Genomic DNA, 12076 nt, shown 5'->3' on the forward strand with positions numbered 1-12076 from the left:
CGCGCCTAGTCCGCGCACTCGTCCCGTACTTCTGCGAGCTTCCCATGCATTCCAACCGTGTTCTGCCCTTCCTGGCCGGCTGTCTGGCCAGTTTTACCCTGCAGGCGGCCGAAACCGCTCATGACTTCAACCTGCCCGCGGGTGCGGTGAGCACTGCGCTGATTGCGATTGGCCAGGTGAGCGGCAAGCAGGTGCTGTTCATTCCCGGGGAAGTGGCGGGGCTCCAGGCACCGGCCGTGCGTGGGCGTCTGAGCGCCGACGAAGCGGTGCGTCGGACCCTGATGGGCACCGGCCTGAGTACGGTCGTGACTGCAAGCGGTGCCCTGAGCGTGCAGCGAACCGGCGACGGCTTGAGCCTGGACACCATCACCATCGACGCCACTCGCCCAGGCGATAGCGACGATGTCGGCTACGTGGCTCAACGCTCATCGGTCGGTACGAAAAGCCCAACGGCGCTGGTAAAAATTCCTCAATCGGTGTCGGTGGTCACCCGCGAAGAACTGAACGCGCGCAAGAGCGACAACCTCTCCGACGCGCTCAAGTACACCCCAGGCTTCAGCAGCCAGCCGGCCAGTTTCAGCCGTGTCGCCGACGACTACACCCTGCGTGGCTTCAATGTCGGGGCCGGCACCGGCGGCATTCTGCGCGATGGCTTGAAACTGCAATCCAACCCCTACGACGGCAGCGTCGAAGCCTACGGCCTGGAGCGTGTCGAAGTGCTCAAGGGCGCTGCATCCGTGCTGTATGGCCAGCTCTCGCCGGGTGGCATGATCAACACCGTGAGCAAGCGCCCCACCGACACACCGCTGCATGAAATCGGCCTGGAACTGGGCAACTACGACCGCCGCCAGTACACCCTCGACCTCGGCGGGCCACTGGATGACCAAGGCCAGTTCAGCTATCGCCTGACCGGCTTGTGGCGCGACAGCGGCACCCAGGTTGACCACGTCGACGACGACCGCCGCTACATCGCCCCGGCCGTGACCTGGAAACCCGACGACGACACATCGCTGACCGTGCTCGCCAGCCACCAGGACACCTACACCGGATTTTCGCCACCGATGAGCTACGGCCTCAGCAGCTACAGCAACACGCGCGGCTACAAGATCGAGCGCAACCAGTTCGTGGGCGAACCTGGCTACGATCACTTCTCTAACCGCATGGACACCCTGGGCTACCTGTTCGAGCACCGCTTCAACGACAACCTGGCGGTCAACCACAGCCTGCGCTACTTCCAGGCCAACACCAATTGGGACTACCTGATTCCCCAGGCCGTCAGCGGCAGCCGACTGCTGCGTCGCTACAGCGCCCGCGAAGAGCGCTCCACCGGCTGGACGAGCGACAACAACCTCACTTTCACAATCGACAGCGGGCGCTGGCAGCACGACCTGACCGCAGGTGTCGACTACTACCACAAAACCTACGACTCCCACCGCTTCATCAGCCAGACCCTGGCCCAACTGGCGCCGTCGCTGAACCTGGCCAACCCACAGCACACCGGCGTCGGCGCCAATACCGCAGCCGACAGCGGCAGTGACCTGCACAGCAGCCAGGCCGGCATCTACCTGCAAGACCAGATCACCTTCGACGAAAAATGGGTCCTGCTGCTGGGCGGTCGCCAGGATTGGGTCGAGAGCGCCACCACCACCTTCGCCACGGACGCACGCGCCACCCGCGACGACAAAAAGGCCACGGGCCGTGTGGGCTTGGTGTATCTGGCCGACAACGGCCTGGCGCCGTACATCAGCTACAGCCAGTCGTTCCAGCCCGCCAGCGTCAGCAACCCCGCCTTCGGCAACGCGTTCGCGCCCTTGGAGGGCGAGCAGTACGAAATCGGCGTGCGTTACCAGCCGCCCGGCTCCGACACCCTGCTGAGCGCTGCGGTGTACCAGCTCGACCAGGAAAACTCCCTGAGCCTCGACAGCCTCACCAACACCTACGTGCAATACGGCAAGACCCGCTCCAAAGGCCTGGAGCTCGAAGCCAAGAGCAACCTGACCGAGAACCTGCAACTCAGTGCCGGCTACGCGTACACCGATACCCATGTGCTGGAAGACCAGACCGCGAGCAACGTGGGCAAACGCATCGAGGGCGTGCCGTACAACACGGCCAGCCTCTGGGCCAGCTATCGCCTGGCAAGCTTCGGCCTGGATCAGCTGCGCGTGGGCGCTGGTGCCCGCTACACCGGCACCACACGCACCACCCCGAGCGCCTATGACGGCAAGATCCCGGCCTACACGCTGGTCGATGCGTTGGTCAGCTACGATGTGGACAGCCACTGGCAGCTGCAGGCCAAGGCGCAGAACCTGTTCAACAAAAAGTATTTGTACTGCAACACCACGTGCCGGTATGGGGATGAGCGGAGTGTGTTGGGGTCGGTGACGTATCGGTGGTGATAGGGCAGGGGAGTGGTTTGGTTGGGCTCTGTACGAAACTCGTAGAAACCCAATCATTGCCCCACAGCCTTGAGGACTTGGTGAATTTTGGTTTTCTACGCGACATCGTTAAATCTCAGGGCTTTCCAGAGCGCCTAGGCGCGCATTACCACTCCAGCGACATATGACGCCGCTCCGCATCGGGTCTGCGCACCTCATCGCGATGTTTATCAAGCGGGTAGCTCAATGCCTGTGCCGTCCGTTCCAGCAGGCTGTATGCGCTGCAATACGAAGCGGATTAGCGTTTGAATCATCTGCAACTGGTGAGCAGTGTTCACCAGCATCGGCACGCCGGGCTCGCCGGCGTTGGCGCAGATGTATTCGTCGAGGGTGGTTTCAATGCCGGACATGAGTTCGAGGGTGTGGCTCAGGGCTTCAATGGCGCTCAGTTCTGGATCGATCAGGTAATAGTTGCAGGCGTGTTGAGCGTGGGGCGGATCTGGGACCGGCTTTTTCATCAGACAACTCCTTGCGGGGTTCAGAGAAAACCGCAACCCAACCTTCTCACGGGTTTGGGTGGCGGTCATACGCGGGGTGAGAAACCGAGCGAGCAAGGAGCCTCGGCCAGACCGAAGTCTGCCCGCGCATGACCACCATGAAGGGAGGCCGAACTTACTCGAGACGGGTTCTCACACCCGGTCGCCGAAACGACGCGGTGGAAGTTAGTCCTGAAGCATTTCCCCGACAACAGCGATAGTTCGGCTTGGTGTGTAGGATAATTCGCCGGCGCTCTGATCCTGAAGTATTTGGTATCAGATTCGGAAACTTCTTACAGGATCGTGGTGGGGGAGGGGTTGGGCGACGGGTCACCATTTGGCAAATCCCTTAAAGCACATTCGGCGGACCCTCCAAGCCGAGACTTAGATGCCATACTGTTTGGTACCCTCAGAAGTAATGCAGTACCTTCCACTGCGCGGCATCGAACGGGACTGCAAAAACGGCAGCGATAAAGAACGCTTGGCTGCCCTGCAAAATCGCAGTGCGCCGGTGCCCGAGCAACTCAAACGCTGGCTGGACAAAGCTCTGCCCAATACCTTACCGCAAACTGCCATGGGCAACGCAGTGAGTTATTTGGCGAGCAACCGGAGCCGGCTTGGACGGTATGTCGAGGGCGGCCATCTGCCGCTCGATAACAACCGTGCAAAAAACGCCCTCCTGCAGTTTGTGATTGGCCGAAAAAACTGGATGTTCAGCGACACGCCGCAAGGCGCCACTGCCAGTGCACAGGTCTACAGCCTGATCGAAACCGCCCAGGCGAATGGACGCGAGTCCTATGCCTGATTCCGGCAAGTGCTGGAACGGTTGATGACGGCGGAGACTGTGGAATATTACGAAGCGCTATTGCCTTGGAATTGCCCGGCTACTCGCTAAAGGCAAGGCGTTGCGCATCATTAAGCAAGACGCGGGTTAGGGAGCGCTTACCGTCAATATTCCTTTCCACCCGCATCGATTAGCGATTAAAAATAGGCACTGGTGTAAAATTTCTTAATTCCGACTAGTTTTGGCATGCCTTGATCCTTCGTACTAAAAAGAACCCAGTTGCTTTCACTGATCAGGCCGCTCCGCAGCTTTACGTTATCTTCTTGATAAAGCGCGTTTCTCTCTTTGGCTCGAAAGCCAGCAAGAACACCCTCGAAGCGCTTGCCTTATTTGCTAAGTGTTTCTGACCAACAGCCGCGTCCATTACCGGGGATGGGCTGGGCACCTTTAGCTCATACTCGCTGGTATAAAGCAGCGGTTTGGTTGTTTTATGTATCCCCCGACTCGTCATCCGACCACGGGAGTTAATATAGGAAGCAGGTGAAATTTTTTTGTTTTCCGAAATAACGGAGATTATTTAAGAACTATCTATACTGCCCAGGCCAATAAAAACTGCAATTTTCAACGAGCTGCCCTCGTCGCGGGTGGCATTGTGCTATCCTTTGCATGCTGAGAAATTTAATTGCATAAGGTGATATCTGCTTTTATAAAATATTTTCTTAACATACAGGGAGGTAGATGTGAACATCGAAATCTGTGGGTTTCCATTAAATGTGGATCTGTGGAGTGAATTGAGGGAGTGTCAAAAGCGAAGCGTAGAAACAGCTCTCGATTATATTAAGAAACCTGTGGGAGAGTTAGGATCAAAATCTTGCCTGATCAGCTTGCCAACCGGAGCGGGAAAATCTGGTGTAATAACTGTAGTTGCACATACATCGCCGCAGCCAAGAGTATTGGTTTTATGTCACCGCAGAGCTGTATGCGATCAATTGATAAAAGAGGTTAGTGGCGATTTTTTTGAAGCCATGGTTTCAGGTTATAAAGAAATTAAAAAAGAAGTTTACGAAAGTGTTGATGATACAAGCGCTCCTGGAATTTACGTAACAACTTTTCAAAAGCTCGTAAGTCTTAAGTCCGAGCAGCTTGCTAGGATTAAGCAAGAGGTTGACTTAATTATAGTGGATGAAGGCCACTCCGAACCCTCTCCAGTCTGGAAAAGTCTGGTTCGTGACGCTGGAGTGCATAAGATTGTAATTACAGCTACTCCGTATCGGAATGATTTGTTTCAGTTTGACATCGATGATAGCTCCAGTTACATATATACGTTTGAGGAGGCGCTGGAGCAAAAGATATTAATGGAGCCAATTTTCTGCTTGGCAGAAGAAGATGACGAGTTAATTAAAGGTATAGCGACGTTCTTAAAGGACTATCCTAGTGCGAAATGTATAGTAAAGTGCAAGGAGTTTTTGGATATCGAATACTATTATAACCTTTTGAATAAGGATTTCTCCACTCTAGCTGTGCATGAGCAGTATGTTCGCGACCCAAGGCACAATGTAAAGGTCGACGTGCCTGCAAATCTGCGCAGCTCTGAATATCAAGTGATAATACACCAGCGAAAACTTGACGAAGGGGTGGATATTCCACAGGCTAAACTGCTGGTTCTCACCTATGCAGTAAATTCAGGGCGTGAATTAGTACAGACAGTTGGACGAATCGTAAGGCTATATCAAGATATTAATCCAGTAGTGATTGAATGTAGGACAAATGCTAACGAAAGGATGTGGGGTAATTATAGGTATTTTGATAAGTCACTAAGCACGCCTGCGGCGGCACGTAAATTCATATCCTCCTTAGATGTAAGTAAGCTGATAGAAATATATCTTGATTCATTTCCTGATGCTAGTTACTACGGTAATAGATTCCTGAAAAAGTTTGATATAAATTCTTTCAATCCTGAAGAGTCATTGGTAATACCAACCGCATCTATATGCTTTCTCAATACCCTCAATAATTTTGACGTTCAAGCTGCGATCGATCTCTTGTACTGGAGAAGCAACCAGGCGGGCGAGTTGGCTAAGTGTTTTGAGGTTGCGAGTGATATCAAGCTAGTTATTTCAATAGCCTTTAACAGGTCTAGGTTTTTAAAAGATGATTTTTTCTTTGAGCCGTCATTAGAGATCACTCTCCTGAAAAGACTTGAATCAAATGTTGTTGCTATCTATGACAGTAGAGGGCGCAGATTCAACTATGATGTGGAAATGTGCATAGGAAGCCCTATTGGACAAGATAAGCTTCTGAATGTAATGGCTCTGGGAGCTTCGGTAGTAACTAAGGAAACAAGTAGTAGGTCAGTTGGGACGACCAGTAAACGGCCAGAAAGCATTTCGATGAAAGGGCACAACCTTGAAAATATAGCTGATCTTCAGCGCAATTCCTCGTATCGTGTCGCGACATTGAAATGTGACAATTTTGATCATTTAGGCGAAAAAAAGAGCAGTTATTATATAGGTATAGATTCTGGAAGAATATCTGATCAAAAAGATGGTAAGTATATGTTGGATGAGTTGGACCACTGGCTGCAAAATATGGGGGCGGTAATTTCTGTCAAGAAGGATATAAAAAGTAATCTTTTGCACTCATTTGCGAAACCTATTCCTGTTGATGTCAGCTTGAAAATTGAAAGTGTTATTTTTGATTTTAGTGATTTGCCTCAACCGCTACAAATTCTCATTGATGGAAACAAGGTCGTTATAAATAACGATTTTATTTACCTAGGAAATAATGGTGGGGTTATTTTAGATCCAAGGTTCCCCGATTTAAAAATAAATATTTCACTTTTCAATCAACCTCCATTCGTGATGCTTAAATCAGAAAGAAATATTGTGTATGATGTAGGCGGAGGCGGCGAGCAATATGCTGATCTCCTTCCAGTTCTCTTTGAGCACTTACACAAAATACTTCTCGAAGATGGGGTTAGCTACTCTCAAGGGCAGTTCTACGCGCTAAAACTCCCAGTCGAAGGTGATTTTCGCATTGCGAGCTCAAGTCTCGAAAATATAGTCATTGGATTGCCAGAGTTACTTAGTCCATTGCTTGATGAGAAAGGCTATGTGATGCTCAAAGAAGGTCAGAAAAAAGTCATTCAAGTAGTCAATGAGGAGTTCAGTGGGAATTCTTTGTTTCATTTGTTGGATAAACTAAAAAATAATTCACAGCCCAATCCAACTCGATCCCAGCTGGGACCGTTTCATAAGTATATTCCGGACGTCGATCTTGTCTTCTGTACAGATATGGACACTGAGCCAGCAGATTTTATACTTTCGTCGGTAAGTAAGCTTGTTTACGTTCACGTCAAGTGCGGTAGCGCCCTAGTAAAACCTCAATCCTCAGCTGGTGCATTAGCAGAGGTCGGAGGACAGGCTATCAAGAATATTGAAATGCTTATAACTCGAAATAAAAATCTTAAAGCGGCTAACTGGAATATTTTGGCCTCAAGCTGGCCAGCGCGAAATGCGCCACAAAAAATAACTGAACGGATCCGGCTTTTACGTGGTGAGCGCTTTTCAGCTTCTAACCAAGAAGCTCGGGAGCAAGCAGTTGAGCAGGCTTGGAACGTTGTAGCTCAACGGCGAAGATCAAGTCGTGTTCAGAAAGAGGTTTGGATAATTTCCGCGAATAGCTTTTCGGCGAATCACTTTGAGGACCATCTGAATAAAGGTCATGATGGTAATCAGGAATCACTTCAAGCCTATCAGTTGATCCAGAGTTGGATATCCACGGCAAATAGTAATGATGTTGATCTGAAGATTTTTGTTTCTGAGTAGTACTTGTGAAAGCTGAGGTCGAATTAATTTAATGTCGTTTTTTAAGTTCTAATAGCGTTTGGATCTAAGCAGTAGTAGAGGCTTAATTTGAGTTTTGCTGGAGAAATTCTATTAGAGCATAAAAATTTTGATTCGCCCTTGGCTTTAGAATTGCTATTTCTCGCAAAAGCCGAAAGAGTTCTAATTGGTTCTTCATAAGGTATTGATGAAAATTGTAATGGCGTCCAGCTGACACTATAGATGGAGGTCTTAAATAACTAGGTAGAAAGGAAGTGCTTTGCCTACCAAGCGGGAGACAGGTGCTTTTATACATTGGTGAAAATCTTTGATCCCCAATTAATTTTTTAAAGAAGATGCGTGAAAACAGATGTCACAGGAAAGAAGGCTGGAAACCCTTGATCTGGCTAGACCATCTCGGTTTGCAGTAGATGGCGGTGGTTTTTGAAAAGGCATTAAAAAGCCGGCTTGTGGCCGGCTTCTCGAGGGCGGGTTTGGCCTATTTTTGATAAGCCGCAACCGCCTTGAACGGTATGACCTTGAAGGCCATCAAAAGAACTGGGCAGCGGCCGTATGGACCGTGTCCGACCCTCTGCAACGCGTCTGGGGCGGGCAGGGGGTAAAGGTGCGGGCAAGGATACAAGCCTTGGCGCCAGTTGCCCAGCACAAAGTGCCTTCCACGATTCACCCCGGCCGACCCTCGCGCAGGTGCGCGTACCAGAACACCCAGCCCAGTATGTGCAGGTCCTGGGCGCGGCGCTGGGCGGCGGAGAAGCGCTCGGTGGGGTAGTTCAGGCGGTCGTGGCTGTGCAGGCTGAGTACGCCATGGTCACCCAGGCTGAGGTGGTGGATGCGCAGGCGGCCCTGGTGCAGCACGGCGTAGGTTTCGCCTTGCTCCACGCGGGTGAAGCCGCGGTCGATGGCCAGCACCGCGTTGCAGGGGATGACCGGGGCCATGTTGTGGGCTGGCATGGCCAGGCAGAGCACGTCTTGGTGCTTGATGCCGAGGGCGTCGAGGGCGCGTTGCGGCAGGCTCAGGTGATGGGCGGCCACAGGCGTGAATGCACCGTTGTCGAAGCGCTGCAGCTGGAAGCGGCGCTGCCGGCCGTCGTCCTTCAGCAATGGCGGGGCTTCGCTTGGCGGGGTGCGGGAGGTTGGGCGCGGGCGCAGAATCGGATCGGGGTGCTTGGGCCCTTCGCCGCTTTTCAGCCAACGCGGGTAAACGCAGAACAGGTCGGCAATTTCGTCCAGCCGCGCCAGGGGGATGCCGCGGGTGAACCAGTTGTTGATGTGCTGCGGCGAGACATTGCGCTGTACGGCAAAGTCGGACGGGGTCAGTGCGCACTCCTGCAAGAGTGCCCTCAAGCGATCACCAGAATTATTCATCGGGGCAGTCTAGCGACGCGTGCCTCTGCGAAACACCAACAAGATGTTGATCCAGGTCTTACCAATAATGCTGTTCTGTAGGCCATGCCTGTAGGACGCCGTAGGACGCGTTTCAAACGGGCGTTGGCAATGCCCCTGGCGCAGGCATAAAAAAACCCCGCCGGAGCAGGGTTTTTTCAGCGTCGATCTCAGCCCTTATAGGCAGCGACCGATTTGGTGATCGCGGCGCGGGCGGCATCGGCGCCGTCCCAGCCTTCGATCTTCACCCACTTGCCTTTCTCGAGATCTTTGTAGTTGGCAAAGAAATGCTCGATCTGCTGGATCAGCAGGGCCGGCAGGTCGGTGTATTCCTTCACGTCGACGTACAGCTGGGACAGCTTGTCGTGTGGCACGGCGATCACTTTGGCGTCGCCGCCGCCGTCGTCGGTCATGTTCAGGATGCCGACCGGACGGGCACGGATGACCGAACCTGGGGCAACCGGGTAAGGGGTCACGACCAGCACGTCGAGGGGGTCGCCGTCGTCAGCCAGGGTGTTGGGGATGAAGCCGTAGTTGGCCGGGTAGAACATCGGGGTGGCCATGAAACGGTCAACGAACAGCGTGTCGCTGTCCTTGTCGATTTCGTATTTGATCGGCGCGTGGTTGGCCGGGATCTCGATGGCGACGTAGATGTCGTTCGGCAGGTCTTTACCCGCCGGAATCTTGCTGTAGCTCATTGGGCAATGTCCCTTGATTTGACCGAAAAAGTGGCGGCGATTATAGGCATATTCCGCAGGGCCATGCCACGTCCAGCCGTGATGGCACGGGCCTCAGGCCTGCTCGGTGCGATAGGCGGGGTCTTCGGCCTGCAAGCGCTGCAGGCGCGTGAGCGGCGACTGGCGATAGAACAGCGACAATTGCTGGTAGACCTCGGGGTAGGCCTGCTCGAGCACATCCGGGGCGCTGAAGAAATATTCGCTGGTGACCGCGAAGAACTCGGCGGGGTTTTCGCCGGCGTAGGGGTCGATGGGCGTTTCGGCGTCCGGGTCGGCGTCGAGCTGGCGATTGAGGTCATCGAAGGCGGCCTGCATGGCGCGGGCCCAGTCGGCCACCTGCATGTCGCTGTGCAGCGGCGGCAGGCCGTTGGCATCGCCATTGAGCATGTCCAGCTTGTGCGCCAGCTCGTGGATCACCAGGTTGTAGGCCTCCCAGCCGCCGCTGGCCAGCACCCCGGGCCAGGCCAGAATCACCGGCCCTTGTTGCCAGGCTTCGCCACTGTGTTCGCCATTCCAGACGTGCTCGACGCCGCTGCCATCGCGGTGGCGCTGCGGGCTCTGGAAGTCATCGGGGTAGAGGATCAGCTCGTGAAAGCCCTGGTACCAGTCGTGATCGCCTAGGTGCAGCAGCGGCAGCAGGGCCTGAGCGGCGAAGAACAGACGCTGAGCGTCGTCGAGCTCGACGCCCGGCAGCAGGGTGAGGTGCTTGTCGTGCAGGAACAGCACGCTGGCCTCACGCAGCCAGCGGTCTTCCTCGGGGGTGATGCCGTCGAGCATCGGCAGCTGCTCGCGCACCCTGTGCCACAGCGCGGCATCGACCGGGTAGCGCGCCAGCGTGCGGCGCCGGCGCCAGGCACTGAACGACCACATCAGCGTGGGTCAGTGGGCCTTGGCGGCGCGTCCGAAACGGCCGCGCACCAGGCCGAGGATCATCGGGATCAGCGAGAGCAGGATGATGGCGACCACCATCAGCGACAGGTGCTGCTTGATGAACGGCACGTTGCCGAAGAAGTAGCCCAAGGTCACCAGGCTGCCGACCCACAGCAGCGAACCGGCCACGCTGAAGCCCAGGAACCGTGGGTAGTGCATGCGTGCGATGCCGGCCACGAAGGGGGCGAAGGTGCGCAGGATGGGCAGGAAGCGCGCCAGGGTCACGGTCTTGCCGCCGTGCTTGGCGTAGAAGTCATTGGTTTTCTGCAGGTAGTCGCGCCGGAAGATTTTCGATCTCGGATTGCGGAACAGGCGCTCGCCGGCCGTGCGGCCAATGACATAGTTGGTACTGTCGCCGAGGATCGCCGCCATGATCAGCAGGCCGCCCAGCAGTACCGGGTCCATCCCGCCGCCAGCGGCCACGGCCCCGGCGATGAACAGCAGTGAATCGCCCGGCAGGAACGGCATGACCACCAGGCCGGTTTCACAGAAGATCACGGCGAACAAGATGGCGTAGATCCAGGTTCCGTAGTTGGCGACCAGTACATCGAGGTAATAGTCGAGATGCAGGATGAGGTCCAGCGGGTTGAATTCCATGTACAGCACCTGTGTTCTGGTCCCGCGGCGACGGGTGAGCGGCAAGGATGGCGCGTTGGCGGCGGGCATCCGAAGGGTAGGTAAAATTTCATACGCGATAAGGTGGGCATTATACGGCTAACTTGGGAAAGTGCCCGGAGAGTTTGTAGCGGGGGGTTACCGACTTTCGGGTAAGACGGGCACGCGTTCATGGCCAGGGCGAGGGCTGGTCGGCCCATCCTCGCCCTGGGTGTCAGCAGGCATTCAGCTGCCGCCGGTCATGTGTTGCCGAGCAGGAAATTGCCGGTTTTCTTGTCGGCGCTGCCGTCATCGAGTGTCTGGATCTCGGCTTCGTCCTTGAGCTTCACCCCGGACAACTGCCGTCGACACGCCTCGCGCATCAGGTACAGCAGGCGGTGCGCGGCCATGCCGTAGCTCAGCCCTTCCAGGCGCACGTTGGAAATGCAGTTGCGCGCAGCATCGGTAAGCCCTGCGCGAGGTGAGTAGGTGAAGTACACGCCGAGGCTGTCGGGCGAGCTGAGCCCTGGGCGTTCGCCGATCAGCATCACGGTCATGCGCGCGCCCAGCAGTTGCCCGATTTCATCGGCCACCGCGACGCGGCCTTGCTCGACCAGCACCACGGGTGCGCGGCTCCAGCTGTCGGCCTTGGCCTGTTCGTCGAAGCGTTTGAGCAGCGCCACGCTGTGCCGGTGCACGGCCAGTGCGGACAACCCGTCCGCGATGACGATGGCCAGGTCGACGCCACCCGCATTGGCCTCGGCGTGGGTGCGCAGGCGCGCGGCCGAATCGGGGTGCAGGCGCCGGCCGAGGTCGGGCCGTTGCAGGTATTCATGGCGATCACTGGCAGCGCTGTGCAGCAGCAGCGTGTCGTGCCCGGCATCGTTCAGCT

7 protein-coding genes and 2 pseudogenes are annotated in these 12076 nt (G+C 55.2%); 3 read left to right on the forward strand and 6 right to left on the reverse strand.

What is annotated here, in order from left to right; all coding sequences use genetic code 11:
- Nucleotides 1-44 precede the first annotated feature (44 nt).
- Entirely contained in the window at nucleotides 45-2396 is a 2352-nt protein-coding gene (locus tag RT028_RS04095; RefSeq protein WP_312932744.1) for a TonB-dependent siderophore receptor, read from the forward strand.
- Between the two features lie 209 nt (nucleotides 2397-2605).
- On the opposite strand, the gene RT028_RS04100 is transcribed toward RT028_RS04095, so the two are convergent.
- Nucleotides 2606-2893 (reverse strand): hypothetical protein, encoded by a 288-nt coding sequence (locus RT028_RS04100; protein WP_312932746.1) that lies wholly within the window; start codon nucleotides 2891-2893, stop codon nucleotides 2606-2608.
- Nucleotides 2894-3344: 451 nt separating this feature from the next.
- Between RT028_RS04100 and RT028_RS04105 the strand changes: the two are divergent.
- Nucleotides 3345-3806: pseudogene (locus RT028_RS04105) on the forward strand (transposase); the annotation flags it as partial.
- A gap of 629 nt (nucleotides 3807-4435) precedes the next feature.
- Nucleotides 4436-7522, forward strand: coding sequence for a DEAD/DEAH box helicase (locus RT028_RS04110; RefSeq protein ID WP_312932748.1), 3087 nt, complete (start codon nucleotides 4436-4438; stop codon nucleotides 7520-7522).
- A gap of 681 nt (nucleotides 7523-8203) precedes the next feature.
- Here RT028_RS04110 and RT028_RS04115 read toward each other — a convergent pair.
- The 5 genes and pseudogenes from RT028_RS04115 to eutC all read right to left on the reverse strand — a co-directional run.
- Nucleotides 8204-8905 (reverse strand): S24 family peptidase, encoded by a 702-nt coding sequence (locus RT028_RS04115; RefSeq protein ID WP_312932750.1) that lies wholly within the window; start codon nucleotides 8903-8905, stop codon nucleotides 8204-8206.
- A gap of 188 nt (nucleotides 8906-9093) precedes the next feature.
- A complete protein-coding gene (gene ppa / locus RT028_RS04120; protein WP_016497835.1) occupies nucleotides 9094-9621 on the reverse strand; it encodes an inorganic diphosphatase in 528 nt (175 codons plus the stop codon).
- Nucleotides 9622-9714: 93 nt separating this feature from the next.
- Entirely contained in the window at nucleotides 9715-10530 is an 816-nt protein-coding gene (locus tag RT028_RS04125) for a zinc-dependent peptidase (RefSeq protein ID WP_312932753.1), read from the reverse strand.
- A 9-nt stretch (nucleotides 10531-10539) separates the two neighbouring features.
- Nucleotides 10540-11187: a DedA family protein gene (locus RT028_RS04130; RefSeq protein WP_312932755.1), complete on the reverse strand. Its 648-nt coding sequence runs from the start codon at nucleotides 11185-11187 to the stop codon at nucleotides 10540-10542.
- Nucleotides 11188-11444: 257 nt separating this feature from the next.
- A pseudogene (gene eutC, locus RT028_RS04135) lies at nucleotides 11445-12076 on the reverse strand (ethanolamine ammonia-lyase subunit EutC); the annotation flags it as partial.

Origin of the sequence: Pseudomonas sp. (assembly GCF_032058845.1) — a bacterium.
Taxonomy (GTDB): domain Bacteria; phylum Pseudomonadota; class Gammaproteobacteria; order Pseudomonadales; family Pseudomonadaceae; genus Aquipseudomonas.

What these genes read in the sequence shown, in the direction of transcription:
- RT028_RS04095 (WP_312932744.1), top strand. Translation starts at nt 45, where the DNA reads ATGCATTCCAACCGTGTTCTGCCCTTCCTGGCCGGCTGTCTGGCCAGT.
- RT028_RS04100 (WP_312932746.1), bottom strand. Translation starts at nt 2,893, where the DNA reads ATGAAAAAGCCGGTCCCAGATCCGCCCCACGCTCAACACGCCTGCAAC.
- RT028_RS04115 (WP_312932750.1), bottom strand. Translation starts at nt 8,905, where the DNA reads ATGAATAATTCTGGTGATCGCTTGAGGGCACTCTTGCAGGAGTGCGCA.
- ppa (WP_016497835.1), bottom strand. Translation starts at nt 9,621, where the DNA reads ATGAGCTACAGCAAGATTCCGGCGGGTAAAGACCTGCCGAACGACATC.
- RT028_RS04125 (WP_312932753.1), bottom strand. Translation starts at nt 10,530, where the DNA reads ATGTGGTCGTTCAGTGCCTGGCGCCGGCGCCGCACGCTGGCGCGCTAC.
- RT028_RS04130 (WP_312932755.1), bottom strand. Translation starts at nt 11,187, where the DNA reads ATGGAATTCAACCCGCTGGACCTCATCCTGCATCTCGACTATTACCTC.